This window comes from Turneriella parva DSM 21527 (assembly GCF_000266885.1).
Lineage (GTDB): Bacteria > Spirochaetota > Leptospiria > Turneriellales > Turneriellaceae > Turneriella > Turneriella parva.
Window position 1 is genome coordinate 1,374,351 of the sequence record NC_018020.1, and the last position, 25,418, is coordinate 1,399,768.

Here is a 25,418-nt window from a genome sequence, read left to right on the forward strand (position 1 = left end):
GGCAGCGTAATCGCTGCATGCTTAAAATTTACCGTTCAAAGCGAAAACTTTTGCCTTCACGCTGGGCTGCTACCGATTCGGCAATTTGCCCGGTGCTCATGCAAATACCCTGGCCGGCAGCTTCGGCCTGCATTACTTCTTCACGGCTCAGCGTGTGGCCCCGCAGTAGCGGCAACGATAGCGCGATCGACTGCGGCGATGCCGAAGCAATCGCCCGGGCGCATGATAGCACTGCATCCTCAATTTCTTCGCTGGCGCCCACCTGGTTAAAGAGCGCCCTCAGGCGGATGTCAGACGAATTGTAGATCTTTCCCGTGAGCAGCATTTCGTTCAGAAGCGGAGTGTGGCCGAGGTGCGCCCAATGTTCTGCGGCCATGCCGGGGTTTAGCCCGATGCGCACAAAGTTCATACCGACTTTGCTGTTCGAAACCGCAAAGCGCAGGTCGCACGCGAGTGCGAGGCAGAAGCCGGCGCCGACGCAGGGGCCGTTGATGTGGGCAATGGTAGGCAGCGGCAGCGTGAACAATGAGAGATAAGATTTGTAGAAGTGCAGCATTGCCGCGGCAGATTCGGCCGCGGGCAGTTTTGTGAGTTCTATCAGGTAGTTCAGATCACCGCCGGCAGAGAAAGCGCGGCCGGCGCCGGTGAAAACCACGACACGGGCCGTAGACTTCTGAATAATTTCGGCAAGCTCAACCGCGCCCGCGGCCATGGTGGTGTTGAGCGCGTTCAGCTGGCTTGCATTGTTGAGTTCTACATGGCAGACACCGTTGCCGTCGAGCGTTGCTCTGAGCTGTTTGTGGTCATAAAGGGTTTGCATTTGCCTTGCCCATGAATAAATTCATGGGCAAGGCAGCAAGTTTTCCCGGGCTTATTCGGGCGTAGGTAGCGCCAGAGGCAGCTTTACACCATGTTGAAGACCGACCGCATCGGCAAGCTGCAGTACCTTCTCGGTTGCAATGTTACCCTTCGCGCCGGGCGAGAACGGGCAGCCGCCGATGCCACCAGCTGATGAGTCGAACTTACGAAAGCCGTTTTGCATACACCAGGTTGCGTTTTCTGCGGCAAGCCGATAGGTGTCATGAAAATGCCACCAGATTTTATCGTGAAAATTGGCGAGAAGTCCAGATGCCACTAGATCGGATACCTGTTTTTTCGTGGCCCGGCCAGTTGTATCGCCTAAAGAGATTTCATCTACCTGCGTAAAGAGCGGTACGAAACGCTTCAGATCATTTACTGCGTCCATCGTGCCTTCGTATGCGCAGTCGAATACGGTAGAGATATACAGCCGAGTCGTCATGCCGGCTGTGCGCGCGCGGTTGATCATAGGTGTAAGGTCTGCGAGCGACTCGGCGACGCTGCGGTTGATGTTCTTCTGGTTGAATGTCTCAGAAGTTGCTGTGAAGAATGCAATCGATTTGCAGCCGATCGCGATCGCTTGCTCAAGACCCCGCGGGTTCGGCACGAGCAAAGAAAATTCGGCTGATGCCGCAGCAGCTGTTGGTTGCAACGCAGAATAAACTTTATCTGAATCGGCCATTGTCGGTACCAGCTTGGGGTTGACGAGCGAGCCAACTTCGACCTTAGTGAGGCCTGCAGCGACAAGCTGCTCTACGAACGCGACACGCGCGGCGACACTCAGAATTTGCGCTGCTGACTGCAGGCCGTCGCGCGGGCCGACTTCGCAGATTTCAAGTTGCTTTGCGCTCATTTTGCCGCCTTCTTGCGCGCGCGGGCGGCCGCGAACACGAGACCTTGCGCATTGAGATCGATATCTAAGCCCAGCATTTGTTGTTCGGCCGCTGTGAGATTGATGCCACGCTCTGCCAACTGGCCCGCAAACCATGCTTCGATTGCAGAGCGCGCAAAGGCATAGGGTTCAGCAGAACCGGTGTCGCCGCTTTTCAGAGCCTCAAAAATCTTCTCAATCTGCGTCATGTGTTCGCTGAGCATCGCATGCCCGGCACGCAAATCACTCCACACCCCAAAATGTGTCGGGTATGCCTGCGCCGCGCCTGTCGCGACGATCTTTGCGTAGCTCGCGCGGGCTTCGGCTGCATCGAAATCGGTCGGCGAGGTTGAGGCGAATAAAAAGGGCCTTGAACCATGCTGCAGCATGGGGTAAGCGATGCCGAATGAATCGCCCGTGAAGATACTGTTTGTCTTGCGGTCGAGAATCACGAAGTGGTGGTTTGCATGGCCGCGGGTATAGATGAACTGCAATTCGGTGTCACCCACCTGCATCACCTCGCCGTCAGCGGGAATATAAACGCGTGACTCCGGTACAGGTTGAATTGTACCATAGAGCTTTTTGAACTCCGCTTCGCCATAGACCGATTGCGCGCTTTGCACGAGTCGTGACGGGTCAATCACGTGCGGCGCCGCACGCGGGTGGGCAATCACCGTTGCCTTAGGGCAATGCTCGAGCAAAAGACCGGTGGCTCCCGCATGGTCGAGGTGAACGTGCGTGATGATGATATAGGCGACGTCGTCAGGTTTGAAGCCGTTGTCTTTGAGCGCGGCGAGCAGCAGCGGCACTGCATGGTTCGTGTTGTTGTCGATGAAGCATGCCTTGTCGCCGCAGTGCAGCAGGTAGGCAGCTGCTACTTTAGGCATGACATATTCACAATCAATAGTTGTGGTCATGCGGCAGTGAATGTAGTTTTCGCGGGGCGAAAACCACATTCAGGGGACTACAGGCTTTCGCTATCCTGATCTGAAAGACTAAAGATGGCTTTTTCGCCCTCTTTGTAATGTTCGAAATCGTCTTCGTCGTCGACTTCGGCAATCTGCACGTTGCCCTTGATGACTTCGATTTCAAACTGGGGCTCACCTGAAGGCAAAGGTGACCCCATTTCTTTGAATTTCAGGTGTACATCCTGGTGGTTGTCTTGCGACATGCGCACCTTTGCTTTAAAGGGGCCGTTATTGACAATGACCGAGGCCTTACCCCTGTACTGCAGTTTAAAATGAGCTTCAGTGCCGGCGAACGCCACTTCTGAGCGAAATGCTTCGCCATTGCTCGTCTTGACGACGCGCAGACGCGAACCCTGCCCGACTGTAATTTCACCGATTTTTTTGCGCTTGCGCATGAAGTTCAGCGAAACACTTTTTTCGTGCGCATTCACTTCGCTGTGCATCGCGCTCTGGCCGCTCTCGTCTTCGATATGAATGCCGTCTTCGCCGAAAGGGTTCACCAGCAAGATGCCTGCCCCCACGGCGACGACGAGTGACGCCGCAACCGAAAGGTATTTTACTGAAGTGATACGGGTCCAGGCGGCAACGACGGGGCTAATCAGAGATGAGGATTTCTGAGGTTCTGTAACCGGCTTCAGCTGCGACAGTTTTTCGCTGTGGGTGTTCTGAAATTCGGCGATGGCAGCAATTCGTGCCTTTTCATTTGTGGGCAAAAGTTGCCCGGCTGCGTCGGGTATTTTATGGGTCGCGGCGGCGAAAAGCGTGTCGGCGAGCGTCAGGGTGTGCGCCTTCGCCTTGCGTGCGGTTAACGGTATTTTGCTGCTGCGCGCCATTTTTAGCTCTCAGACTCTGGTTTTAGGCCTTTGTCTTCTTGATGATGATACGCAATTATCGGCAACCTCGGACATAAAATTTCGCATCGAGCGCATATTCGAAAACGGCATGAGACATAAAACGCTCATCAATCCAACTCGATGGCTTCGATGCCCATTTTCTTGAGTTCAAGCTGAAAAAACTGAAAGAGCTGCGAGACGCGGCGCCGCAGGTGGCGGTCAGAGATACCCAGAGTCTCGGCGATCAAGAGCTTGGGTTTGCCCTCTTCGAGCATATGCAAGAGCAGAATGCCTTCGCCTTTTTTGTCGAAGCGAATCGCCAGCTCTTTGAGCGTGCCGCGCAGTTCGTGCCAGGCGCGGGTTTTCGCGTTCTCTTCGGGTGCTTCGATGCGGTCGAATTTTTCTTCGGTGAAGTGCGTGAGCTTCTTGCCTTTGCGAATATAGTCGATCGCGCGGTTATGGCACGAGCGGTAGAGCCATGACAGCTCGTCTTGTGTGCGAATCTTCTCTTCGCGTTTCTGCTTTAAAAAAGAAATAAAGACATCTTGCAGCACATCGTGCGCTTCATCTTCGCCGACGAATGTGCGCAGGTATTTGAGCAGCTGCCCTTTATGGTCTCTGAAGAGACTGTTTACGGAATCGTCAGCCACTTCGGGCATGAAGCAGTGTGAGGCAGCAAGTCATTGAGTAAACCAGATTCAAGGGCGTGTCAGATGCAGAATGTATTCTTGATTGCCGTGGCGACCGGTGATGGCTGCCGGCTGCACAGTTTCAGTGAGAATTCCGGCATTTGCAAGCCGTTGGCTGAAGGCGCTGATGAGCTCGCCCGCTCTATTCTGGTCACGTAAGATACCGCTATCGAGCAGCTCGCGCTCGGCGCGCGGCAGCTCGAATTGGGGTTTGAAGAGTACCAGAGCCTCGCGTCGCCTGGCTTTGGCCTTTAGCAGGTCAAACGCCAGAGGCAGAAGAGGCTCTATAGACGTAAACGACACGTCGGCGACAAACGCTTCGGGCTGTTGCCACAGATCTGCCGGCTGAATTTTTTTGAAATCGTAACCTTCGAGTACCTGCACGCGCGCATCGGAGCGCAGCTTCTGGTGTAGAAGGCCTTTGCCCACGTCAATGGCGGCAACAAACCTGGCCCCACGTCGCAGCAGGCAGTCGGTAAAGCCACCGGTCGAAGAACCGATATCCATGAAGCTGCGGCCTGTAACGGGAAACTGCAAGCCTTGAATGGCGCTATCGAGTTTTTCACCCGAGCGCGAGACAAATTTCTTGATCCCGCGTAGCCGAAGCTCGACAGTTTCTGCAACCGGGATTCCCGGTTTAGTCTGCGGGGTATCGCCGATCAATACCTTGCCTGCCAATATCAGGCCTTTTGCCTCACGCTCGCTGAGCGTTGGGTACGCGGCCAATAGCGCTTCGAGCAGGTTCATGCTCAGGCTTTGCGTTCGAGCAGGTATTTTGGCAGTTGCTGCAATAGGGGAGAAGAGGCAAACAGGGTTGAGCTCGTGTTCGCCAGCTGCATGGCCAGTTTTTCTGCCGCGAGTTTAGCCTGACCGAGCCCGAGCTCGCTGACGAATGTCTTCTTATTCTGTTCAGCGTCTTTGCCTGCCGTCTTACCGAGTGTCACAGAATCAGAAGTTGCGTCAATGATATCATCGGTGATCTGAAAAAGCATGCCCAACCCTCTGCCCCAGCGAACCGTTGCGAGACTGAGACCGCCTTGGGCGGTAAGGAGTGGCAGATTCAGGGCTGCTTCGATCAGGCGGCCGGTTTTCAGGCGGTGCAACCTTTTGACCGAAGACGGTTGTTGCTGCATGTCGAGGTATTGTCCTGAGACCATTCCCTGAGCGGCGATTGCGCGCGCGAAATAGTTCATGGCTTTGGGCTGCAATTCTGCGAGCGACAGCAGCTCGAATGCGAGCCCTTGCAGCAGGTCGCCGACCAGAATAGCTGTGCTCTCTCCGTACTTCTTGTGGCACGATGGTTGCCCCCGCCGCATGTCGTCGTTATCCATTGCGGGCAGGTCGTCGTGCACCAGCGAATAGCTGTGCAGGCATTCAAATGCGGCAGCGATGGCGAGCGCCCGGTTATCTTCAAGCCCGGCTAAGCGTGCTGTTTCGAGAGCCAGAATGGGACGAATACGTTTGTTGGCCCCTGAGAGTGCATAGAGCGTCGCTTCTTTGAGCAGCGGGGGCGCAGATTTGAGCGAGGTGCGACCCAGACGCAAAAAAAAATCCCGCTCAAAGCGGGATCTCTGGTTTTCGAGAAGTTCTCGCATCGGGTGCGATTGTACTAATTGGCGGTATGCCGCCAAATAGTATTGATACCTCTTTTACTGGCCTGCCAGCTCGAGGCCGCTGAAGAAGAAAGCAGCTTCGATCTTTGCGTTCTCAACTGAGTCAGAACCGTGAACCGCGTTCTCACCCTTTGACTTGGCGTATAGTTTGCGAATGGTATTGGGTGCAGCTTCTGCCGGGTCGGTAGCACCGATGACATCGCGCCAGTGTTGCACGGCGTTATCGCGTTCGAGAATTGCTGCGACCACAGGGCCCGACGCCATAAACGAGCAAAGTTCGCCGTAGAACGGGCGTGCCGCGTGCACGCTGTAAAATTGCTGCGCCTGCTCAAGGCTGAGGCGAACGCGTTTCATCGCGCGAATCTTGAAGCCCTCTTGTTCAATGCGCGCAAGAATCTTGCCGCTGTCGCCCGAACGGACACCGTCGGGTTTGATCATGATTAAAGTAAATTCTTTTTCAAACATGGGTTAATAATGGTGTTTGAGACATGCCGTCAATCTGATGGATTGTCACAATTGGCTTTGACATCCGCCGCAGGCTATTCAGGCTTGGCTATGAAACACATGAAAAGATTCTCGGTATTTATCGCGGTCGTCTGGCTCGTTGCCGGCAGCTGGGCCGATGCGCCGACGGAGTTCTCACTCGACAAAGACAAAAACGGCATCAAAGTCTACACGCGCAAGATCGAAGGCTCTTCGCTGAAAGAGTTCAAGGGCGTTACGGCGATGAAAACCTCACTGGCGAGCCTCGTGTCGCTCATGGATGACACCGACGCGCTGCCGAAATGGCTGCACGACTGCACCTCTGCCAAACTCGTGCAGAATATCAACCTCTACGAGCGCATCACCTACACAGTCATCAAGGCGCCATGGCCGGTTTCTGACCGTGACACAGTTTCTTACAGCAAAATTGTACAAGACCCGAAAAGCAAGGTTGTGACCATCTACCTCAAAGGCATGGCGGATAAATACCCTAAACAAAGTGGTAAGGTGCGCGTGCCTTCGATGAAAGGTTTCTGGCAGTTTATACCGAGCAAAAGCGGGTACGTGACCGTGATTTACCAGCTGCACTCAGACCCGGGCGGTTCGATTCCCGATGCGCTTGCAAATTCGACAGCGACGGATATTCCCTACAACACGTTGCTGAACATGCACAAGATCATTAAAGACCCCAAGTACCAGACTGCGAAGATCGCGCAGGTGAAAGAACTGAATTAATTTCAGTTGCGCGAGGCTTTGCCTCGCGCGATAAATGCCAGGTAAAGTTTTGCAACTTCACCCGGCGCTTCGACCTGCGGGTAGTGCCCGACGCCGGGCAGTGATTGCAACTCGGCGCGCGGGTTTCGTTCTGCAAATGCTGCGGCGAGGTGTGCACCCGAAATCGGGTCGAGCGGCCCGTTGATCATCTGCACGGGTATCTTGGTCTGCTCCATGGCGGTCACCCAGCGCTCGCGGTGTTGGCGGCGATCTATCATGTAGTGCAAGAGATGTGGTATCACACGGCGGCCGCGGTTCATTTCAATGAGCTGCCAGAAGGCTTCGATATCCGCCTCGCTCGCTTTGTTTTCTCCGAAGATTGAGTCGAAAGTTTTGCGCAGTTTCTTTTTGGTGAAGAACCGCGCGAGCAGCGGCCCGAGTCGCGTGAGCATCAGTTTCTGAATCAGCAGCGGTTTGTGAAATTCGGGATAGAGACCGCCGTTCAGAAAACTGACCGACAGAATCGGTTTCTTTTTGCCAACCTGGCGTGCGAGCAGCTCTTGCGCAACCGAGACACCGTAGTCGTGCGCGAGCACATGGTAGTTTTTTATGCTAAGGTGCTGCATGAGGGCGACAAAAATGTCGGCCTGCTCAACGATTGAATAGTCATGCGGCAGGGGCTTCGCAGAAAAACCAAAGCCGAGCATATCGGCAGTAATGACCGAGTATTTTTTCGCGAGCTCACCCCAGATGGGTGCGAAGTCGAAAGACGAAGTGGGAAACCCGTGAATCAGCAGCACGGTGGGTTTTCCGCGTTTCAGAGATTGGCGGTAGAAGATATTATGTGAGTGGAATTCAAAAATTGTACCGGAAGAAAACCAGAGTTTTGGTTCAGATAGCATCTATTTCTTTCTAAAGAATTCTATGATTCCAAGGAGCCTGCCGCTGATGCCGAGAATCAAAGTAACAATCTCGCTCATGGCTCGAAACTCACGATACGTTTGCAGCAGCGCTATTGTTGTGGCAAGGATCATCACAGCAAGAAATATGAGAACCTTGCCGCTCGACGGACGACTTAGCCGGCGTGGGCTTCTTTCTGCGCGTGTGGCTTAACTTCAACCTGGGTTACAGGGAAACGAGATTGTATATCTTTAGAAACATTTTCGCTGATGAGCTTTGCAATACCGACACTCAGAAGATACAGCCCTGAAGCCAGAGAGAGTGTGACACCTATCAGCATAAGTAGGCTCATAGGTGTAGATTATATCCGGTGAATTGGGTCGCCCAGTTTTTTACTATTTCCCGATCGCCTGCACAACCTTTTCAGCCCCGTCTTTGAGACCATCAGCCACTTGCAGCGGAATACCGCTTTTGAGCAGAATTTCTTTCGCTTCTTCGGCGTTCGTACCGGCCAGACGCACAACGAGAGGCACGGTGATTTTCACATTTTTGGCTGCTTCGATAATGCCATTTGCGATGCGGTCGCATCGCACGATACCACCGAAGATGTTCACGAAGATCGCCTTCACGTTCGGATCAGACAGAATAATTTTGAATCCGTTGGTGACGGTGGTGACGTTGGCTCCGCCGCCAACATCCAGAAAGTTTGCCGGTGACGCGCCGGCGTACTTGATGATGTCCATTGTGCCCATCGCGAGGCCCGCGCCGTTCACCATGCAACCGACTGTACCGTCGAGACGCACGTAGTTGAGATTGTACTTCGACGCCTCAACTTCGAGCGGGTCTTCTTCGGCTTCGTCGCGCAGGCCAACCTGGTCGGGGTGGCGGTATGTGGCGTTGTCGTCAAAGTTCACCTTCGCGTCGAGCGCCATGACCTTGCCGTCTTTGGTTGAAATGAGCGGGTTGATTTCCATCAGCGAGCAGTCTTCGCCGTCGTAGCAGTTCCAGAGTGCGATCAGAATGTTAATTGCCTGCTTCGCCATATCGCCTTCGAAGCCGAGGCCATATGCGAGACGCGACGCCTGAAAGCGCTGCAGGCCGAGTGCGGGTTCAATCGTTTCTTTCAGAATTTTTTCAGGGTGTTTTTCTGCGACTTCTTCGATATCCATACCGCCTTCGGTTGAAACCATCATGACGGGTTTTGAGAGCCGGCGGTCGAGAGTGATGCCCACGTAATATTCGTGCAGAATGTCAGAGCCTTCTTCGACGAGAATGGTCTTCACGAGCTGGCCTTCAGGGCCCGTTTGCGGGGTTTTGAGCATCATGCCGAGAATCGCCTTCGCATGCGCTTTCGCCTCATCGGCCGACTTTGCGAGCTTGACGCCGCCGCCTTTGCCACGGCCACCCGCGTGAATCTGGGCTTTCACAACAGCGACGGATTTACCCAGTTTTGTATAGATCGCGCCTGCTTCATCTGCAGTCGTTGTCACGACGCCGTTCGGCACGGCGATGTTGTACTTGCGAAAGATTTCTTTGCCCTGATATTCGTGAATCTTCATGGCGGATTGACCATAGTAAGGAAACAGTGGGTCAAGAAGAAGGCAAGGGCGCAGGGTTTATTACGGTCATTCCCGCGGAAGCGGGAATCTTGCCCCTGTTTATATGGATATTGAAAAAGATTTGTGGCGGCTCGACTTACCTTGCCACCGAATTAATTCGGTGGCAAGGTAAGATTCTCACGGACAGGCGGCTGAACATGAGCCAATGGACACAGGCGTGGAAATGCCTGACGAAACTATATAGGTGCCACATGGGGCAGCAGTTTCGGGAAAGCCATCAGCGTTAGTATCGGTGGCATCGCAGGTGCCGGCTGTCGAGGTCGTTAAACAACGCCTTTTATCACACATGCGGTAGACATCATACGAGCCAGGCTGCAGATTCGCAATAGTTGTATTTGTGCCTGCCGTTGCAGCATGGGGTAATACTGAAACAGGTGTTGCATACGCTGTGCCCGCTGGCATTACCGCAAAATATTCGCCGCTGGTTGCTGTACCGCCGGTGATGTTGATGCTGCCCACCTTCGCCGGTTGGTAAGTACGCGCGGTCATGAGCATCGCACCGCCCATACGGTTCAGGTTTGTCAGGTCGTTAAACTTGTGGTCTACATTCCAATCCGGTGGGCCTGCAAAGATGAATGCGCCATTGCTTGCCGAGGTCGCTGTGGTTGAATCATTTGTGATTTGGGCGACGTGCACCATCATCATGTTATGTATGGCGATGCGCACTTCCATTACGTAGGGTTCTTTGTCGTGAACTATTTGTAGGGCGAGATCTTTGCGCTGCAAGGGGAACATCAGGGGTTCCGTTGAAGTGGCACCGTAAGGGTTTTGCAGGTAGCTTTCGATGTCGAATGCATAGATCGTTCGGTTATCGAACGCGGCGGTGACGGCTGATTTTGCTGATGCTTCGCTGCCATTGTAGTATGAGCCATCGCCATTGAACCGTGCGGAGGGGGCGACAGTGAATCGCCTGAAATAGATGCCCAAGTGGTTAAATGTGTCGAACGGAACGTCAACCGCTGGGTAAGTGAAACCGCCATTAAAAAAATCAGCCAGACGGCCGATGCCATTCTGGTCCCGGCAGTTAGCCAATGAGCGGCCATCCGCCGTATCATAATTTGAGCACAAGAGCTGTCTATCAATAGCGAATTGGTTCCAATAATCGCTGATAGTTTGGCTCGATGATTTTCCCTGACCTTTTGCGAGGCGTATTTCAGCGATGTCGATGTAATATTTTAAGTCAGATGGCTTTATTGCATTCGCAAATAACGCAATATCGGGGATCGTTGGTTCAGGAGGTGTTGGCACCAATGTCAAGTTAGAGCCCGTTATTCCTGTTGCTGTTATCACATCATCTTTGCGAATATTCGCGGCCAGGTTCGCATCCGTGAACCCCAGCGGATAAGGATTGTTGCTCTCGTAAGTGCCCAGAACTTTCAACGTAATGGTATTGTTGATGAGGTCAGAAAGCGGTAACTCACCTGTGCAGTTTGCAAATGCGGTGATGAGCAGAAGAGAGAAAAATCCCCCTTTGGCCCGGCGTAATGGTTGCAAATTGTCAAAATTTTTCATTTGTGTTATCTGCTGAGGTTGAAGTTCACCATGAGGCCGAAGTTCAAGAAGTGCGCGTTATGGATTTCGTAGTTGGGGTTATTGGGCGGCGGACTCAGGTACTGTTCGTAAACGAAGAAATAATCGGCGCGCACGCCGATGTTGATGAGCCTGCCAGCGGGAAACGAAGTTTCAAAGCCGAGGTAGCCTGCGGGCAACCAATTTTTTGAGCCTTCGGGGTAATTGCGCAGAAAGTTGCCGCCGCCACCCACCTTTACATAAAACGAGAGTGGCAGGTTGATCGGCAGAGTGTAGACGAGTGCACCATAAACAGGAATCGAGTGCAGTCGCGCAACAGTGCGCGAGGTGTAATAGCTGTAAGAAAAACCAATTTCAGTGCGCAGCGTGTTGGTCGGCAGATTGCCCCGAAAGAACAGACCGCCGCCGAGGCTGGTGGTGAGTACATCGGCGATGCGAGTATTGGGCACCGGGGTAACCGGGCCGAACCAGAGACCGAGCTGAGGCTTAAAACGCCACTGTTCGCTCTCGACTTGTGCAGAGAGAGCGCCGGTCGTCAGAACAAGCAGGCAGATATGGCGTAGGGTTTTTGGCATGAAGAACAGGCGCGGCATTCTGATATCACCGTCTGAAACCCGGCCTGAAACGTCGCGTCAACCGATGTGCGCATTACGACCTGCATTTAACTTGACGGCAAGCGTTCGTTTGCGGAGTTTCCGGGTATGCAAAAACCGAATACGCTGTTGCTCATTCTGGCAATCGTTGTGTTGCTGCTTTTTCTGCCGGCCGGTACTTTCTCATTTCTTATCGGCACAGCATGGCAGATCACGAAGATCGTGCTCGTACTTGTTGCGATCATTATTATCATTGCTTACTTTCGTAAGAAGAAATAGACTCATTACGATACCATGATGCGTTCTCTGCGATTGCTGTTCTGTTTCGCTTTTGTTGCCACCGCCGTGCATGCGGGCGAGGGCCTCGAATACATGCAGAACATAATCAATAGTTTTGAACAGCTGCGCGGCGAACTTGCTGAAGACTTCTCAGCAGAGAAGCGTAAAGATGTTTCGGCGCGTGCACGCGACCTGGCGTTGCAGATTCTCGACATTAAAGAAATCGGCAAACTTGCGCTCGGTTCGTATTTCAACAAGCTCAACCCCAAACAACAAGAAGACTTTCTGGGCTTGTTTCACGAGCTGATGGCAAATCGCGTAGTTGAGGCTAATATTCCCTCGCAAAAGGTAATTACCGGTAAGATACCCATTGAGATAATTTCAGAGCGCGTCGAGACCGATGACACCTTTGGCAAAGAAGCGTTGATTGTGAACACGAAAGTGCCGCATCGCAAACAAAGCTTTAAGGTGGAGTTCTATTTATACCGGTCAGACGACGGTCTGAAACTCTACGATGTGCACATCGACGAGGCTTCTACCCTGCTCGACTTTCGCAACCAGTTCTCATCGATCATCAAGAAAAAGGGTTACAAACACCTGGTGAAGTTATTGCGTGAACGTATTCAGCGCATCAATAAGTAGATTCGGCGCAGCAGCGCTCGCGCTGTCAGCTGTTGCTTTCATACCGCTTCACGCAGAGAAGCCGATTCGTTTCAGCGAAGGGCTGACCCAGCTCTTAAAGAACAACGCCAAGATTCTGGAGAGCAAGGCGCAGATTCTCAGCTATTCGGCTTACCAGACCGAAGCCTCGGCGATGGATTATCCGACGCTATCGCTTTTAACCTTTGTGGCGCCGATTTTTGAGTCGCGCGGCAACGCCGCCGCAAGCCAAGATAACTTCAACAAGTGGGGGCCGTACATTCGCGGCGAGCTCACGGTGGTTTACCCCGTCTTCAGTTTTGGGCGCATCGCCGACGCGAAACAGGCAGCGGCCTCTGCCGTCGAAGGGGCGCGGCAGTTGCATGAAAGCCAGATCAACAAAAGTATATTCGATTACAAGCAGTTGTACCTGCAGATTATTCTGCTGAACCGTTACAAAGCGGTTCTCGACGATGCAGGCGAAAAGATGCGCGCTGTTTTGTCGCGTGCTGAAAAATTGTATAAGAAGGGCACCGGTGAGGTACAACGCAAAGACCTCACGAGGCTGAAACTCTTCGCGCTCGAGCTTGAACGTTTTGGCGCCGAGTGGCTCGCCAACAAGAAGAGCGCCGGGCTCGCGCTGGGGCATTTTCTCGGCGAGCGCGAATCGTTGCTCGTGCTCGAACAGGATTTTCCGCGTATCGAAGATGCGACGCGCAGCCTTGAGGCTCTTATCGCCGAAAGTCAGGAAAAAAATCCGGAACTCAAGGCGGTCGCTGCGGGTTTACGGGCCAGGCGGCACCAGGTAGAAATGGAAAAAGGTGGATATCTGCCCGTGCTGTTTCTCGCGGGCCGTTCTGAAATCAACTACACTGACCTGCGCGATTCTCAGCAGAGTTCGTATGCATTCGACCCCTTTAACCGAAACTGGTTTGCCGTCGTGTTCGGTGCCAAGTGGGATATCGACTTCGGCAACACAAAGGCCAAGGTACAGCGGGCGCAGGCCGAGCTCGAGAAGATGCAGGCCAAACAGAGCGAGGCGCTCACGGGTCTGCCGCTCAAGGTCGCCATGGCCATGTGGGAATTCGAAAAGTTTAAATTTCAATCCGAGATTGTGCAGTCTAAATATAAAGAAGCAAATAAATGGGCTCTGTCTGAGATGACCGCCTATACGACGGGCACCGGCAGCGCCAAAGATCTGATCGAGGCGCTCGGTGCACAGCTGATGACTGAAAAAGAATCAGCCGAAATGGAGTATAATCTTTGCCTCGCGGCGGCAAAGTTGGCGATGGAAATCGGCGATCAAAATACTCTAGGCCAGTGGCGGGAATAAAAAGCTGATTCGGCAGCGCGGGTAGACATTAGAGTTATCATGAAGAAGGCGAAATTTCTTATCGGTTTGGCGTTGGTGCTATCGGCAGGTAACTCGGGTGCGTTCGCGAAAAGCAAAGAACTGATTCTCGGCGAAAAGGCATATTCGCGCGGCTCGTTCGATGCGGCGAAGCAGCATTTCGAACAGGCAATCGATAACGGCGATGAATCGGGTGACCCGAGACTTTATATCGGCCTCATTCTCGAATCGCGCCGACAATACGCAGAGAGTATTCCGTACTTTCGCGCTGCGGCGGAGCGGCCGATGCAAAAGAAATTCAAAAAGGTCGCTTATTGGAAACTAGCTATTCTCTACCGGCAGGCAAAGCAGTATCCCGAATCACTGCGCTATGTCGAAAGGCTTGAAGAACTCGGTGAGAAAAGCGAACTCTTCGAAAAAATTCGTATGGAAGCTGAAGGGCACCATGGCGGAGGCAGTTCAAAAGGGTATTCAGACGTCAAAAAGGCTGTGGTGCTTGAGAAACAGTACAGGGAGAAATCCTCACAAGGCGCTGAAGCAGGTGAGTTGTGCGAAATCGCAGATTCGATCATCGCAGCTTACACCGCGGCGATAGCGGCAGACCCCCGCTGGAAAGAATACCGTTTTAAGATTGCGCTTTACCACGAACGCTGCAAGCGCATGGGCGAAGCTGAGCGCGTTTACGCCCAAATCTGGGATGAAGCACGTGACCCGGCAGCAGCTTACAAGCTTGGTCTTTTGGCGCGCAAGCGCAAAGATTACAAGTTGGCGCTGAAGTTCTTCGGCGGAGCGCTGGAGAACCCGCCTGAAGATCTGCAGATGCGTTTCTATATTCATTATAACGCAGCTCAGGCACATTATGCGTTGGGCAACCTTGCTGAAGCATACGCACACGCCAGGCCGGCGCGCCGTCTGTCGGGTGAAATCGAGCTGAAGAAAAAGACGCAGCAGGCGCTGCGCAGACTCTATTGTCTCGCGAAAATTTCGAAACGGATTCACGAAGAAGACTATTGCCGGTTCTCTCAGAAGACAGAAAGCAAGATGTTCATGAGCCTCTATGCGATGAAACGCGCGCTCGCGGAGAACAACAGCGCAGAAGCTGCGCAGCACGCCGTGCAGATATATGCGGGCGATACCGTAGACGATGACGAATCGGGTGCAAGTCTACCAGCTTATGCCCTGTCAGATCTGCCGGTGGCTGTGGGTGTTCTGTTTAAAGAAGAAAAGTATCGTGCCGTCATCGAGCTCACATCAAAATTCAAGACGCAGCTTCAAGATCTGAAAGACACCAATGGCTGGCGCGCAGTTTCGCATTTTGCCCTAAAAGAATATGGTTCAGCTCTGGTTGAGTTTGACAAGATCAAGAACCCATCGCCGTCGCAGATGAATTTGCACCTCATGGCGATGGCGCATATGGGCGACATTGCAGGCATAAAGAGCAGGGGTAGAGTCTATCTGAAAGACCCGCGCGCCCGCAAGAAACTCACGGAGAATTTTCGCAAGATGCGGCTATATGAATCACTGCGCCGCGAACCTGATTTTGAAATCTGGTTGAACGAAGGTGCGGGCGCCTCATTGCCCGAATAGATTCAGCACATTGGCTTTTTGCCCTGCTTCGAGTCTTTCACAAAAGCGGGCAGCATGTACCGCGGAATCAGAGTCTTGAGTTCGCTGTAAATGCGCATTGCTTCTGCATCGGTCACCTCGAAGTGAGCGGAGCCGGTGACGCGATCGAGTTGATGCAGATAATAGGGCTGAATTCCGGCGTGGTGAAGAGCATCGCAAAGAGCGGCTAGACTTGTGGCATTGTCGTTGACTTCGCGCAGCAAAACCGATTGTGAATAACAGGCAATACCCAACGCACGCAGATTCTGAACGGCGGCGCGCGCCGAGTCGCTGATTTCAGCCGACGTGTTGATGTGCAGCACAAATGCAATCGTCTTCTGCTTAAAGTTGCCGATTAGTTCTGCAAGGGCGTCGAGATAACGCTGGCTTAAGAGCCCTGGTGATGTGGTGAGTGCGCGCGTGTGCAGGCGCAAATACCGCACCGAATCGATTTGCAAGAATGTCTGCGCTCGGGCAAGAAAGTCAGACGGGGTTAACATGAGAGGGTCACCGCCTGAAAAAATGATTTCGTTGATGGCATTGTTGCGGCGCAGGTAATCTGCGATGAGGTCGAGCGCAGTGGGCTGGTGACCTTCAGAGAGCAAAGTCTTGCGCTTGCGGGTGCAATAGCGGCAATATACCGGGCACTCATCTGTCGTGAGATAGAGCAGCTTGTTCGGGTATTTATGTATGACATCGGCAAAAGGGTGTATATCGCTGTCATCTTCGCTCAGTGGGTCGTCAGAATACCCGGGCGCATCGACAAGCTCGCGTACATCGGGCGTGAATTGTCTCAAGAGCGCTGCTGAATCCAGGTCATTGAGAGTAGCGGCGTGTTTTTTGATATGAGGAGCGATACGCGTTCTAAAACGGCGCGAGAGTTCTTGGGTAGACGCAGCTTCGGGCGCGGTCATTAGAACAGTAAGAGCGGCTTGAATACCTTCGCCACAATCTGGTTACGCGAAAAGATACCATGAGCGCGCGAATCATTTGTGTTTAAGTGATTGTCGTTCATGCAAAAGATAAAGTTCGGGCGCACTTCTGTTTCAGGCATTTCATAACTCAAATCGCGCGCATCGCTGGTCCGGGGCAAAAGATCGCGCGCGACTGAGCCGTTGATCTTGAGTTTGCCCTGTGCTATCTGAACGCGGTCGCCGTCTGCAGCCACGATGCGGCAGAGCAGTTCAACATCGGCGCGCGCAGATTTGATGAGCACGACATCGCCGCTCACGGGCGTCGACAGCCGTGAATAAACAAAGTAGCGCCGGTCTCCCGGCTTAATTTCGGGCGACATTGCGTCGCTGGTGACACTCAACGGATAGAAAAACAGTTGGCGCAAGATAAGTTGAATCAAGACTGCAACCGTAACGACGATTAGTGATGCGAGCAGAAGACCACGCCATTTTTTATTCGAGCCTTTGCCCGATGCCCGATAATGTTCGGCTTTGCGAATCACCTGCGGGAAATACGGTATTTCAGGCTGCGCGTCAAATCTTTAGCCGTCGCCCATGCGGCAGGGTTCGCGGAATCGGCAGGTAAGAATGCCAGGCAAAATCTCTCTAAATCTTGGGGGTGGCGCCGCGCGGGGGTTCGCACACGTGGGTGCAATTCGCGCACTGGTCGAGAACGATATACATTTCGATCTGCTGGTGGGCATCTCAATGGGTTCAATCGTCGGCGGTATCTACAGCGTGATGCCCGATGTCGACTTTCTCGAAAAGCGGCTGAAGCAGCTCGTGGCATTCGAAGCGTTCAAGAACTCCGTGGTGGGCACCTGGACTACAAATCAAGATCCGAATTCCAAAGGTTTTGTGCATCGTGCGCAAAAGCTTTTCGCCGGTACGAATATCTTGCGGCGAATCTTCACCGCCCCGGGTGTTCTTACTCCTTCAGATGTGCAGAGCGTTATGTACCCGTTTATCGCCGACGTTACGTTTAACGCGACGGCAATACCCTTTGCCACCGCCGCTGTCAATATTCGCAACGGTGAGCTGCGCGTCTTTCAGGGTTCAGACCGGCTGCGCGATGCAGTCATCGCATCGGCTTCGATGCCGCTGATATTTCCCCCTGAGCGCATCGGCAAAGAGTGGTATGTCGACGGCGGGGTTCTCGACAAACTCGGCATCGAGACGGCTGAGCGTTTGGGTGCGACGAGGTTCATCGTGGTCGATGTGTCAGACGAAAAATTACCCGACAATATTCCGCGCAGCGGATTCGATGTGATGCTCAAGACAGAAGAAATCGCGTCTGAGCACCGGCGTATAATACAGCTGCAGAAGGCCAATCTGGTTGTGCGCCCGATTCGCGGCAACTACCACTGGGCCGATTATTCGGCCGCCGATGAATTCATCGCTATGGGTTATGAGGCAACAATGGAACAGATCGGCGAGATCAGGTCGATAGCAGCGAATCGCCGCCTTTTCGGTTTTCTCTCGCGCTCCTGACCGTTTTGGCCCTGGGCAGGCCGTTTTTCAAATGTGTTTGCCTTGCCGTTTCACACTTTCATCGAGCCAAATGCTTTCGCTATTCAAGAAAAAAGAAAAACCCACATTCACTGCGGTGATACAGAGTATGGGCAAGACAGTGACGGTGAAACACCGCCAAACCCTGCTCGAGGCCGCACTCGAAGCCGGTTTAGATTATCCTTTCAGCTGTGGCGCAGGCAGCTGCACGACCTGCAAGACAAAACTCATTCAGGGTGAATATAAAGACCTTTCAGATATGTCGCTGGTCTTGACCGAAGATGATCTGAAGAAGGGTTATATTCTCGCCTGTCAGGCGATACCCAAGTCTGACCTGATCGTCACGCTTGAACCCGATGAGTCAAAGGAATATTCGGGTGAAGTCAGCGGTTACCGTAAACTCACGCACGACATCATCGAAATCAAGATCAAACTCAGCGAGAAGCTGCGGTATACCGCCGGCCAATACGCCGATCTGGCCGTTGCAGGTGTGAAGGGTTCAAGATCATATTCATTCGCCAGTGCGCCAGGGGCGGGCGGTGGCAATGTTGAGGTCGCGTTTCACCTAAGGCTCGTGCCAAACGGTGAAATGACCACGTGGTTTCACGAGAAAGACCGCACCGGTGAAAAAGTGAAGCTGCGCGGCCCGCGCGGCACGTTCGGCTGGCGCGAAGAGAAGAGTAACCTGCTGTGCATTGCGGGTGGCAGCGGCATGGCACCGATTCGCGCGATGCTCGAAGACGCGGCCCAGAAGAAAATGACCAAGCGTATCGTCTATCTATTCGGAGCGCGTACACAAAAAGACCTGTATGCCCTCGAAGACATGGAGAAGATCAAAAAGCAACTCGGCGCAAATTTTGAGTTCGTGCCGGTTCTTTCTCACGAAGACGCCGGCTCAAACTGGAAGGGCGCGCGTGGCCTTGTAACAGAATACATAGGCAAACAAAAGCTCGACTTTGCCGACACGGCTGCATTTCTCTGCGGCCCGCCAGGCATGATCGATGCCGCGATTGTGTCGCTGGCAGAAAACGGTATTGGCAAAAACGATATCTTCTTCGACAAGTTCACCGACAAGAGTCACGTGAACAAATAACTGACAGGTTTCTGAAAAGTAGCCTGTCAGTTGCTTAATTCGGTGCGCAGTTCGTCTCGCAGGCGGGCTGCCTCTTCGTAATTCTCGCGGCCCAGTGCGGTCTTGAGCATTTGCTGCAAGACCTCGCTGCGTGAAAGAAATTTCACTTTCTCAAGGGTTGTCTCTTTAGTCTCTTTTGGGCTCTTCTTCTTTTTTTCGCCAAACTCTTCGAGAATCGCCTCGAAAAAGTCGTCTCTATCATCGGCGGTCAAGAACTCGTCGATGCTGCCTTCGCTTGCCGTGCGCAGCGCATCAGCATCGGCTTCGCGCAGCGTCGTCGGGTCAATGGCGGTGCGATCGTAGACATGCTCAGCGACGTAAATGGGCGACTTAAAACGAACTGCCAGGGCAATAGCGTCAGAGGGGCGTGCATCGAGCTCGAGCAGATTATTCTCAAAATGCGACCCAGTGACATAAACACGCGCGAAGAACGTGCCGTTATGAAAGTCGTTAATGAAGACTTTAGTCAGCGAACCACCCGCAGCTTCGATAACCGAGCGCAGAAGATCGGCCCCCACAGGGCGCTCCAGTTTGTCGTTCTGCAGAACAGTTGAAATTGCGTACGCTTCAGACGGGCCGATAAAAATTGGTATAATTTTGTCTTTAAATTCGGGCGTCACAACGGCGGCATACCCCATAGGGGTGATGGCAATCTCGCGGACGGCAGCGGGCATCATGCTTGAAACCTCGAAATAAATATGTTTCTGTAAAGCTATTTTTGCTTTTTCATGGCTTTTTAATTGTCAGGCTATGCAAAAAACCGAGGCACACTAATGCAACGAATCGCTGTGGTGGGTGCCGGTATCTCGGGTCTCAGCCATGCCTATTACCTCAAGAAGAAGTTTCCACAGGCGCACGTGGCACTCTTCAACGGGCAAAAACCGGGAGGCAATATCGCCACCGAGCAGCACGAGGGTGCGACGCTCGAGCCAGGCCCTGATTCGTATCTCGATCGCAGCGGGCTTTTTAACCAGCTGATAACCGAGCTCGATATTAAAGACAAGTTGCTTTTCGAAGACAAGAAGAGTGCGAAGCGTTACATTCTTAAAGACGGTTATTTGGTAGCAGCTCCGAAATCACCGGGGGGATTCATAACGACATCGTTATTGTTCTTTCCTGAAAAAATCCGCATTTTTCTGGCGATGCGCCGCAAATTCTCCCTGTGGCCAACGATTACGCTTTTCGATGCTGCCCGCAATGTCCTGGGCTTTAGTGCAGCGGAATACCTTGCCTCACCTTTTGCCCGCGGCGTTTATGGCAGCGAAGCAGAAGACCTGGAGTTTTCATCGGTGTTTCCGCAGCTCTTTGGTAAGATAGTGGCGGCGCCGCGCCTCAAGAATGCACTCAAAGAATATATGCTCGAGCGCAAGAATTTCTGGCAGGGCGAACTCGGTGAGGTTAAGTTCGAAAAGGGTATCTACTGCTTTAAGGGCGGCATGGTCACCTGGGTTGACGCCTTCGTCAAAAAGCTGCAGGCTATGGGTGTAGAGTTAGTCAACGAGAAGATAGCGCGCGTGCAGACTGCCTCAGGGGGCCAGCTGCAGCTCAGCTCTAAATCCCGCCAGTTTGATGCATTTGACCACATCGTCTCGACGATTGGTACAGCCGATGTTGCCTATGTGCTCAGAGACTTCGACAAAGAACTGGCGAAAAAGGTAGCCGAGCTCAAGCATTCGCCGATCAATGTCGTCTATTCGGGCTACAATCGCAAAGAGTTCTCATACGCTGGTTATGGCTTTCTCGTGCCGCGCAAAGAACGGGCTTCGATTCTAGGTTCGATATTCGCAAGCAATGTTTTTCCCGGGCGCGCACCCGACGATATTTTTCTCACCAAGACGATGATCTCGGGCGAGAGCGATCTCTTCAAAGATGCGGAGTTGGCATCTTTGGCTGAAGAGTCTCTGGCGCGTGTCATGAAGGTTCGTGCCAAACCGAAATGGAGCCGGGTTTTCAGGCATACACCCGGCATTCCGCGTTATGCCCCGGGTTATGGCGAGTGGAAACGCGACGTCATGGCGCTAAAAGAAAAACACCCGAACCTGCACCTCGCAGGCTGGGCGTTTTCGGGAATTGGTTTGGCAGACCAGCTGGAATCTGGCTACCTGCACGCGAGGTCAATCGCCACAAAATGAGCGCAACCGCCGAAGCACCCAAGAAAACAACCAAACGCATTCCGTGGAGCTTCGATAATGAAACGCAGCTCTTGCAATACCAGAATGTGCACACGGTATGCGAAGAGTCGCGTTGCCCAAATCGGCACGAATGTTCGTCGCTCGGTATTGCGACCTTTCTGATCGGCGGCCGCGAATGCACGCGCGCATGTAAATTCTGTCACATCGCAACGGCGAAGCCAGTGCCGCTCGCGACCATCGCCGAGAAAGAGCACGACGATATTCTTCGCGCAGCGATCGCCGGCAAATATGATTATCTTGTCATCACTTCGGTGGCGCGCGACGACGATGAGGCAGGGCTCGCAGCTCACTTTGCGCGCATCACGCGCAGTCTCAGGGCCGAGGGCATTACCGTAGAGTTGCTGATTCCTGACTTTCACAACCGGGCAGAGCACCTCGCGGTGATCGCCGAAGCAGGCCCCGCGGTCATCGCCCACAATCTGGAAACAGTGGAGCGTCTGTCGCCGTCGATTCGCCCGCAGGCTGCATACGAGAGATCGCTGCAGCTTTTCAAAGACCTGAAAGCGGCCTGGCCGAAGATTATCCGCAAGAGCGCATTCATGGTGGGGCTCGGCGAGAGCGATGGCGAAGTGCAGCAGCTTCTGAACGATATGAAATCCGCCTCTATCGATATCGTCTCAATCGGCCAATACCTGAGGCCGTCTGCCGAGCAGGCTGAGGTAGTGAAAATCTATACCGCTTCTGAGTTTGAAGAGCTCGAGCAGTCGGTCGTCGCGCGTGACTTTCTGGCGCACGAGGTTGGGCCTTTTGTCCGCAGCAGCTATATGGCGAAAGATACCCTGGCGAAGCTGAACGCCGAGCTCGCAAAGAGAGAGCATGGCTGACCGCGAGGGTCTCTACCGCGATTTTCACAACATCGATCTGTCGCACCTCAAGGCGATGGTGCGCGAGAACCGTATCGACGAGACCGTGGTTCGGCCTTTGCTGGCCTATTGGCGCCGGCGCATAGAAGACCCGAACGACGCAATCTATTCGCGCTACATGGAATATTACCTCTTTTTTGAGGCGCTGCGGGCACTTTTCTTGTCGGTGTTTGTGTACGACATGAAGACCGGCACGGTCGGTCATAGTTATGGAATTTTTCCCGCGCTGAGCCCGGCGGTTTATGCCGCTGTCTCGGCAGACACCCATTCGAACGATGCGGGCGTCATCGATTTCGAGCACAATGGCCGCAACTACTCTCTGCATTATTTGCGCAGCGGCTACCACGATCAGGAATACACGATTGCCGCGCTCGCCCTCAAAGACACCGCAATTACCGACAACCTGCGGCGGCTAAAGTACGTGTTTGAACGTTTTTACCTGCCTTCGGGCTTTTCGCGCGACGACCGGGTGACGCCGCTCTTTACGCATACGGAAAATCTGGTTGTCGAATGGATTACACCGACCCTCGCCAGAAAACAGCCGGTAACTTTCACGTATCTGTATTTCGAATCGCTTACCAAGTACGTGGGTCTCACGGGCGAATTTTTCGCGCAAGAGATGCTCGATGAACTGCAAAAAGATGTGCACCGCATTCTCAAAGAAACCGATCGCAGTATTGTACTGTCAACGCGTGAAATATTGATTGTGTCGCTGAACTGCGATGAAGAGGTCTTGCGCAAACGTTTTTCGCATGCTTATTTTCACGCAAAGAGTCTGTTGCTTTCGTATCAGGTAAATTTTTTCACTCTGACTTCTCCGGTTGTCGAATTGCACTCCCTGTGGAACAACATTACAGCCAACATCGCCTACACCCGTAAGGCAGGCACGCCTGCGCAGGTTTCCGCATCGTAGCGGATTTTCAGCGATTACGAATCGGCGAGTGATATCTGCTGAATGTACCTGTCGATGTAGGGCAGGTCAATCGAAAGCGCGTCAAATTTCAGATTGAATATGACGAGATAGACGATTGTGTCACCCGTACGGGTGATGTAGACAAAGCCTCCGCCCTGTTTTTTGTGAAATGAATATTGCAGCCAGCGGTGAGCGCCTTCGACCATGTCGAGTTTTGTGAGGGCTTTGGGCGAAATCTTAAAGCCTTTCGCGATTTGTTTCAGCTGAGCTGCGATCGTATTGCCGGGTTGATTGACGACTGCGTGCAAAACGACTACAGAATCTACCCGGGAAACGAGGCTCATGACGGCGCCGAAACGCGGCGGGTTGTCTTCACGAAACTGGCTGCCGGGCAGGCGGCCCGAAATTTCTATTGCCGGCAGGGCGGTCGCGAGTGAAAAGAATACCGCAAGCAATCGCTCAGGCATCTGCGAAAGTTAGAGATCCGGCTATGCGAAGCTTTTTGCCCTGCGTTTCAGTGAAGAGCCGCAGCACAGTTTTCTGCAGAGTCGCCGCCGATTTAAAGAGCGCGTCGCGAAACTCATTGAAGTGACCGGGCGAATAGATCGCATCGAATTGTTTGAGGGCTGCTTCAGAATTTTTTAACAGCGGATATATTTTTATTCTGGCATCAAAATCGTGCGCCGGGTTAATCTCAAGAGTTGTCTGCGGCGGCTGCTTCGCAGGTAAAAAGCTCTGCCAGAAGAAACGGGTCTTGTTCGCGACGAGGTGCGGTGAAAACAGCTCAAACTTCTTATCGGCATAAGCGTAAGGGTAGGGATACTTCACACGAATGCCGCCATCAGCATTTTCAAGAATGTGGCGGCGCGTTTTGAACGCCTGCGCCAGAAACTCGAGCGCCTTCTGGTCGCTGCTGGGCCCTGACAAAAACAGCTGCGGAATAAGGTAGCCAAATTCAGACTGCAGCCCGTACAGCGCAAAGACATGCGCGGGTGAATTATCTTCTTTCTGAAAATGCACCACCGCAGGGTAGTCAGGTATGCTGATTGATTCGGTGCGCGCGGCCGGCGTAGACTTTGCATTATTTTGCGAGCAGCTACCATCGGCGGCAATCGTGTTTGCCGCTGGCGCAAAGACGATGGTACACTCTCCGGTCAGTGAAAAACCCGCTGACTCGCTCAGCAGCGAGCGAAACAGACTGCGGCGTTTCTCTTTGTCTGTCGAAGCCTGCCAGCTGAGTGTGAGCGCCTGCGGTCTAGAAAAAGCGTTATCGAGTTCAGTATCCTGCGTTTTGGGGTTTTTCAGGTAAGCCAGCTGATTTGCCAAGGCCTGCGGGTCAGACGCAACCACGAGCAGGCTATCGGTACGCGCTGCGTGCGCGTCTTTTAGCAGCGAGGTTATGACTTGCCCTTTCTTGTTGAGAGCAATGATAAGCACGAAAGATTTTCCCTGCGAACGGTAGAATACCGGCCCATCGGTGATGAGTGAATAAAGATTCCACTGCCACGAGCGCGGCGCGAGAGAAATCAGCCGGTGCAGGTGCGCGGCACCACGCAGCGGGGCTGAGCGCACGAAATGCAGGCCGAGCGGCGAATCGAAGAAGCTGCGCATCGCGCTGCCTTCGCGCAGTTTGCCCAAAAAGCCCGAAGCGTCGGGCAACACGCCGATTACCGAGTAGGGTTCGCCCAAATCGAAGTATTTAGAAAGCCGCTGCTCGACGGCCGCCTTGGGGGCGAGAGTGAAGATAAAGAGAAAGCTCAGGAAACCGGCAAACGCAAGGGCGGTCGTATAGACTTTGCGCCTGGTCAAGAATGCCTGCGCTTTGGGCTTCATGCCTGGCCGAGCTCGCGGATGCGCGCTTCGAGATTATTCAGAAGATACTGATTTTCGAGATTCTGCCTGAACTTGCCGATCAGGCCCTTGATGTCGTCTCGCATCGCTTCGGCGTTCCACGGTTTTTCGATGTAGCGGTTTAGCCCGCCCTCGTTGATGGCTTTGATAGCAGAATCGAGGCCCGCATGGCCGGTGAGCAGAATTTTCATCGTATCGGGTAAGACACTGTGCACACGTTTCAGAAATTCATCACCTTTCATCGTGGGCATCATCTGGTCGGTGATGATGAGTTCGATTATTTCGTTTTCTGAGCGCGCCGCTTCAACGAAGGCAAGGGCTTCTTCACCCGAGGTGGCGGTAACGACGTCATGCGTCGCAATAAAATCGGCGAGCAGCTGCTCTTTCAAGGTCGAGAGCACACCCGGCTCGTCGTCGACGCAGAGTATAATTCCCTTTCGGTTCGTTACTGACATTTGGC

Annotated in this window: 29 protein-coding genes; 10 read left to right on the top strand and 19 right to left on the bottom strand. The window is 53.2% G+C overall.

From position 1 onward, the window contains the following. Positions 1 to 28: 28 nt before the first annotated feature. The 8 genes from TURPA_RS21545 to ndk form a co-directional block, all read right to left on the bottom strand. Positions 29 to 820, bottom strand: a complete 792-nt coding sequence (locus TURPA_RS21545; protein ID WP_014802522.1) for an enoyl-CoA hydratase/isomerase family protein — start codon at positions 818 to 820, stop codon at positions 29 to 31. A gap of 51 nt (positions 821 to 871) precedes the next feature. Beyond that, positions 872 to 1,711, bottom strand: a complete 840-nt coding sequence (locus tag TURPA_RS06650) for a hydroxymethylglutaryl-CoA lyase (protein WP_014802523.1) — start codon at positions 1,709 to 1,711, stop codon at positions 872 to 874. After that, the gene (locus TURPA_RS06655; RefSeq protein ID WP_041949049.1) at positions 1,708 to 2,646 is read right to left on the bottom strand and encodes an MBL fold metallo-hydrolase; all 939 of its coding nucleotides are present in this window, start codon (positions 2,644 to 2,646) and stop codon (positions 1,708 to 1,710) included. Before TURPA_RS06655 ends, TURPA_RS06650 begins: the two co-directional genes overlap by 4 nt. A gap of 47 nt (positions 2,647 to 2,693) precedes the next feature. After that, positions 2,694 to 3,530 carry a hypothetical protein gene (locus tag TURPA_RS06660; RefSeq protein WP_014802525.1) on the bottom strand — a complete coding sequence of 279 codons (837 nt, stop codon included), beginning with the start codon at positions 3,528 to 3,530 and terminating at the stop codon, positions 2,694 to 2,696. A 128-nt stretch (positions 3,531 to 3,658) separates the two neighbouring features. Continuing rightward, positions 3,659 to 4,189, bottom strand: coding sequence for an RNA polymerase sigma factor (locus tag TURPA_RS06665; RefSeq protein ID WP_014802526.1), 531 nt, complete (start codon positions 4,187 to 4,189; stop codon positions 3,659 to 3,661). A 39-nt stretch (positions 4,190 to 4,228) separates the two neighbouring features. Next, positions 4,229 to 4,966, bottom strand: a complete 738-nt coding sequence (locus TURPA_RS06670; RefSeq protein ID WP_014802527.1) for a TlyA family RNA methyltransferase — start codon at positions 4,964 to 4,966, stop codon at positions 4,229 to 4,231. Positions 4,967 to 4,968: 2 nt separating this feature from the next. Then, the gene (locus TURPA_RS06675; protein ID WP_014802528.1) at positions 4,969 to 5,814 is read right to left on the bottom strand and encodes a polyprenyl synthetase family protein; all 846 of its coding nucleotides are present in this window, start codon (positions 5,812 to 5,814) and stop codon (positions 4,969 to 4,971) included. A 54-nt stretch (positions 5,815 to 5,868) separates the two neighbouring features. Then, positions 5,869 to 6,297: a nucleoside-diphosphate kinase gene (gene ndk, locus TURPA_RS06680; protein WP_014802529.1), complete on the bottom strand. Its 429-nt coding sequence runs from the start codon at positions 6,295 to 6,297 to the stop codon at positions 5,869 to 5,871. A 90-nt stretch (positions 6,298 to 6,387) separates the two neighbouring features. Between ndk and TURPA_RS06685 the strand changes: the two genes are divergently transcribed. Then, positions 6,388 to 7,050, top strand: coding sequence for an START domain-containing protein (locus tag TURPA_RS06685; protein ID WP_014802530.1), 663 nt, complete (start codon positions 6,388 to 6,390; stop codon positions 7,048 to 7,050). 2 nt (positions 7,051 to 7,052) lie between these two features. On the opposite strand, the gene TURPA_RS06690 is transcribed toward TURPA_RS06685, so the two are convergent. The 5 genes from TURPA_RS06690 to TURPA_RS06705 all read right to left on the bottom strand — a co-directional run bounded on the left by TURPA_RS06690 (position 7,053) and on the right by TURPA_RS06705 (position 11,671). Then, entirely contained in the window at positions 7,053 to 7,931 is an 879-nt protein-coding gene (locus TURPA_RS06690; protein ID WP_014802531.1) for an alpha/beta fold hydrolase, read from the bottom strand. A 173-nt stretch (positions 7,932 to 8,104) separates the two neighbouring features. After that, positions 8,105 to 8,281, bottom strand: a complete 177-nt coding sequence (locus tag TURPA_RS23370; RefSeq protein WP_157210425.1) for a hypothetical protein — start codon at positions 8,279 to 8,281, stop codon at positions 8,105 to 8,107. Between the two features lie 43 nt (positions 8,282 to 8,324). Further along, positions 8,325 to 9,488 carry an ADP-forming succinate--CoA ligase subunit beta gene (gene sucC, locus TURPA_RS06695; protein ID WP_014802533.1) on the bottom strand — a complete coding sequence of 388 codons (1,164 nt, stop codon included), beginning with the start codon at positions 9,486 to 9,488 and terminating at the stop codon, positions 8,325 to 8,327. Between the two features lie 177 nt (positions 9,489 to 9,665). Continuing rightward, positions 9,666 to 11,060 carry a hypothetical protein gene (locus TURPA_RS06700; RefSeq protein ID WP_014802534.1) on the bottom strand — a complete coding sequence of 465 codons (1,395 nt, stop codon included), beginning with the start codon at positions 11,058 to 11,060 and terminating at the stop codon, positions 9,666 to 9,668. 5 nt (positions 11,061 to 11,065) lie between these two features. Then, complete coding sequence (locus TURPA_RS06705; RefSeq protein ID WP_014802535.1) at positions 11,066 to 11,671, bottom strand: hypothetical protein; 606 nt, start codon at positions 11,669 to 11,671, stop codon at positions 11,066 to 11,068. Positions 11,672 to 11,779: 108 nt separating this feature from the next. Between TURPA_RS06705 and TURPA_RS23375 the strand changes: the two genes are divergently transcribed. Genes TURPA_RS23375 through TURPA_RS06720 form a run of 4 tightly spaced genes read left to right on the top strand, consistent with a single transcriptional unit; the run spans position 11,780 to position 15,527 of the window. Continuing rightward, entirely contained in the window at positions 11,780 to 11,950 is a 171-nt protein-coding gene (locus tag TURPA_RS23375; RefSeq protein WP_014802536.1) for a hypothetical protein, read from the top strand. Between the two features lie 15 nt (positions 11,951 to 11,965). Continuing rightward, on the top strand, positions 11,966 to 12,592 hold the full coding sequence (locus TURPA_RS06710; protein WP_014802537.1) for an MlaC/ttg2D family ABC transporter substrate-binding protein: 627 nt from the start codon (positions 11,966 to 11,968) through the stop codon (positions 12,590 to 12,592). Then, positions 12,564 to 13,922: a TolC family protein gene (locus tag TURPA_RS06715; RefSeq protein WP_014802538.1), complete on the top strand. Its 1,359-nt coding sequence runs from the start codon at positions 12,564 to 12,566 to the stop codon at positions 13,920 to 13,922. Before TURPA_RS06710 ends, TURPA_RS06715 begins: the two co-directional genes overlap by 29 nt. Positions 13,923 to 13,961: 39 nt before the next feature. Then, positions 13,962 to 15,527 (top strand): tetratricopeptide repeat protein, encoded by a 1,566-nt coding sequence (locus TURPA_RS06720; RefSeq protein WP_014802539.1) that lies wholly within the window; start codon positions 13,962 to 13,964, stop codon positions 15,525 to 15,527. Positions 15,528 to 15,529: 2 nt separating this feature from the next. Here TURPA_RS06720 and TURPA_RS06725 read toward each other — a convergent pair whose 3' ends face one another. Both TURPA_RS06725 and lepB read right to left on the bottom strand, forming a co-directional pair. Then, entirely contained in the window at positions 15,530 to 16,459 is a 930-nt protein-coding gene (locus TURPA_RS06725) for a KamA family radical SAM protein (protein ID WP_014802540.1), read from the bottom strand. After that, positions 16,459 to 17,001, bottom strand: a complete 543-nt coding sequence (gene lepB, locus TURPA_RS06730; RefSeq protein ID WP_014802541.1) for a signal peptidase I — start codon at positions 16,999 to 17,001, stop codon at positions 16,459 to 16,461. Before lepB ends, TURPA_RS06725 begins: the two co-directional genes overlap by 1 nt. Before the next feature lie 85 nt (positions 17,002 to 17,086). Between lepB and TURPA_RS06735 the strand changes: the two genes are divergently transcribed. Both TURPA_RS06735 and TURPA_RS06740 read left to right on the top strand, forming a co-directional pair. Then, positions 17,087 to 17,989: a patatin-like phospholipase family protein gene (locus TURPA_RS06735; protein WP_157210427.1), complete on the top strand. Its 903-nt coding sequence runs from the start codon at positions 17,087 to 17,089 to the stop codon at positions 17,987 to 17,989. A 70-nt stretch (positions 17,990 to 18,059) separates the two neighbouring features. Next, positions 18,060 to 19,100, top strand: coding sequence for a 2Fe-2S iron-sulfur cluster-binding protein (locus TURPA_RS06740; RefSeq protein WP_014802543.1), 1,041 nt, complete (start codon positions 18,060 to 18,062; stop codon positions 19,098 to 19,100). A 26-nt stretch (positions 19,101 to 19,126) separates the two neighbouring features. On the opposite strand, the gene TURPA_RS06745 is transcribed toward TURPA_RS06740, so the two are convergent. Continuing rightward, positions 19,127 to 19,816, bottom strand: coding sequence for a bifunctional nuclease family protein (locus tag TURPA_RS06745; RefSeq protein WP_014802544.1), 690 nt, complete (start codon positions 19,814 to 19,816; stop codon positions 19,127 to 19,129). Between the two features lie 96 nt (positions 19,817 to 19,912). On the opposite strand from TURPA_RS06745, the gene hemG reads away from it, so the two are divergent. The 3 genes from hemG to TURPA_RS06760 are packed head-to-tail and all read left to right on the top strand — an operon-like array spanning position 19,913 to position 23,107. Then, on the top strand, positions 19,913 to 21,271 hold the full coding sequence (gene hemG / locus TURPA_RS06750; protein WP_014802545.1) for a protoporphyrinogen oxidase: 1,359 nt from the start codon (positions 19,913 to 19,915) through the stop codon (positions 21,269 to 21,271). Then, positions 21,268 to 22,155 (top strand): lipoyl synthase, encoded by an 888-nt coding sequence (locus tag TURPA_RS06755; protein ID WP_014802546.1) that lies wholly within the window; start codon positions 21,268 to 21,270, stop codon positions 22,153 to 22,155. Before hemG ends, TURPA_RS06755 begins: the two co-directional genes overlap by 4 nt. Next, positions 22,148 to 23,107 carry a hypothetical protein gene (locus TURPA_RS06760; RefSeq protein WP_014802547.1) on the top strand — a complete coding sequence of 320 codons (960 nt, stop codon included), beginning with the start codon at positions 22,148 to 22,150 and terminating at the stop codon, positions 23,105 to 23,107. The genes TURPA_RS06755 and TURPA_RS06760 overlap by 8 nt, the downstream gene beginning before the upstream one ends. A 14-nt stretch (positions 23,108 to 23,121) precedes the next feature. Here TURPA_RS06760 and TURPA_RS06765 read toward each other — a convergent pair whose 3' ends face one another. Genes TURPA_RS06765 through TURPA_RS06775 form a run of 3 tightly spaced genes read right to left on the bottom strand, consistent with a single transcriptional unit; the run spans position 23,122 to position 25,413 of the window. Beyond that, positions 23,122 to 23,574 (bottom strand): hypothetical protein, encoded by a 453-nt coding sequence (locus TURPA_RS06765; RefSeq protein WP_014802548.1) that lies wholly within the window; start codon positions 23,572 to 23,574, stop codon positions 23,122 to 23,124. Then, positions 23,567 to 24,940, bottom strand: a complete 1,374-nt coding sequence (locus tag TURPA_RS06770) for a hypothetical protein (RefSeq protein ID WP_014802549.1) — start codon at positions 24,938 to 24,940, stop codon at positions 23,567 to 23,569. The genes TURPA_RS06765 and TURPA_RS06770 overlap by 8 nt, the downstream gene beginning before the upstream one ends. Beyond that, positions 24,937 to 25,413 (bottom strand): response regulator, encoded by a 477-nt coding sequence (locus tag TURPA_RS06775; protein ID WP_014802550.1) that lies wholly within the window; start codon positions 25,411 to 25,413, stop codon positions 24,937 to 24,939. Before TURPA_RS06775 ends, TURPA_RS06770 begins: the two co-directional genes overlap by 4 nt. Positions 25,414 to 25,418 lie beyond the last annotated feature (5 nt).

Bases quoted from the DNA above. Each gene is read 5' to 3' on its own strand.
- TURPA_RS21545 (WP_014802522.1), bottom strand. From the start codon at position 820: ATGCAAACCCTTTATGACCACAAACAGCTCAGAGCAACGCTCGACGGC.
- TURPA_RS06650 (WP_014802523.1), bottom strand. From the start codon at position 1,711: ATGAGCGCAAAGCAACTTGAAATCTGCGAAGTCGGCCCGCGCGACGGC.
- TURPA_RS06655 (WP_041949049.1), bottom strand. From the start codon at position 2,646: ATGACCACAACTATTGATTGTGAATATGTCATGCCTAAAGTAGCAGCT.
- TURPA_RS06660 (WP_014802525.1), bottom strand. From the start codon at position 3,530: ATGGCGCGCAGCAGCAAAATACCGTTAACCGCACGCAAGGCGAAGGCG.
- TURPA_RS06665 (WP_014802526.1), bottom strand. From the start codon at position 4,189: ATGCCCGAAGTGGCTGACGATTCCGTAAACAGTCTCTTCAGAGACCAT.
- TURPA_RS06670 (WP_014802527.1), bottom strand. From the start codon at position 4,966: ATGAACCTGCTCGAAGCGCTATTGGCCGCGTACCCAACGCTCAGCGAG.
- TURPA_RS06675 (WP_014802528.1), bottom strand. From the start codon at position 5,814: ATGCGAGAACTTCTCGAAAACCAGAGATCCCGCTTTGAGCGGGATTTT.
- ndk (WP_014802529.1), bottom strand. From the start codon at position 6,297: ATGTTTGAAAAAGAATTTACTTTAATCATGATCAAACCCGACGGTGTC.
- TURPA_RS06685 (WP_014802530.1), top strand. From the start codon at position 6,388: ATGAAACACATGAAAAGATTCTCGGTATTTATCGCGGTCGTCTGGCTC.
- TURPA_RS06690 (WP_014802531.1), bottom strand. From the start codon at position 7,931: ATGCTATCTGAACCAAAACTCTGGTTTTCTTCCGGTACAATTTTTGAA.
- TURPA_RS23370 (WP_157210425.1), bottom strand. From the start codon at position 8,281: ATGAGCCTACTTATGCTGATAGGTGTCACACTCTCTCTGGCTTCAGGG.
- sucC (WP_014802533.1), bottom strand. From the start codon at position 9,488: ATGAAGATTCACGAATATCAGGGCAAAGAAATCTTTCGCAAGTACAAC.
- TURPA_RS06700 (WP_014802534.1), bottom strand. From the start codon at position 11,060: ATGAAAAATTTTGACAATTTGCAACCATTACGCCGGGCCAAAGGGGGA.
- TURPA_RS06705 (WP_014802535.1), bottom strand. From the start codon at position 11,671: ATGCCGCGCCTGTTCTTCATGCCAAAAACCCTACGCCATATCTGCCTG.
- TURPA_RS23375 (WP_014802536.1), top strand. From the start codon at position 11,780: ATGCAAAAACCGAATACGCTGTTGCTCATTCTGGCAATCGTTGTGTTG.
- TURPA_RS06710 (WP_014802537.1), top strand. From the start codon at position 11,966: ATGATGCGTTCTCTGCGATTGCTGTTCTGTTTCGCTTTTGTTGCCACC.
- TURPA_RS06720 (WP_014802539.1), top strand. From the start codon at position 13,962: ATGAAGAAGGCGAAATTTCTTATCGGTTTGGCGTTGGTGCTATCGGCA.
- TURPA_RS06725 (WP_014802540.1), bottom strand. From the start codon at position 16,459: ATGACCGCGCCCGAAGCTGCGTCTACCCAAGAACTCTCGCGCCGTTTT.
- TURPA_RS06735 (WP_157210427.1), top strand. From the start codon at position 17,087: ATGCCAGGCAAAATCTCTCTAAATCTTGGGGGTGGCGCCGCGCGGGGG.
- TURPA_RS06740 (WP_014802543.1), top strand. From the start codon at position 18,060: ATGCTTTCGCTATTCAAGAAAAAAGAAAAACCCACATTCACTGCGGTG.
- TURPA_RS06745 (WP_014802544.1), bottom strand. From the start codon at position 19,816: ATGATGCCCGCTGCCGTCCGCGAGATTGCCATCACCCCTATGGGGTAT.
- hemG (WP_014802545.1), top strand. From the start codon at position 19,913: ATGCAACGAATCGCTGTGGTGGGTGCCGGTATCTCGGGTCTCAGCCAT.
- TURPA_RS06755 (WP_014802546.1), top strand. From the start codon at position 21,268: ATGAGCGCAACCGCCGAAGCACCCAAGAAAACAACCAAACGCATTCCG.
- TURPA_RS06760 (WP_014802547.1), top strand. From the start codon at position 22,148: ATGGCTGACCGCGAGGGTCTCTACCGCGATTTTCACAACATCGATCTG.
- TURPA_RS06765 (WP_014802548.1), bottom strand. From the start codon at position 23,574: ATGCCTGAGCGATTGCTTGCGGTATTCTTTTCACTCGCGACCGCCCTG.
- TURPA_RS06770 (WP_014802549.1), bottom strand. From the start codon at position 24,940: ATGAAGCCCAAAGCGCAGGCATTCTTGACCAGGCGCAAAGTCTATACG.
- TURPA_RS06775 (WP_014802550.1), bottom strand. From the start codon at position 25,413: ATGTCAGTAACGAACCGAAAGGGAATTATACTCTGCGTCGACGACGAG.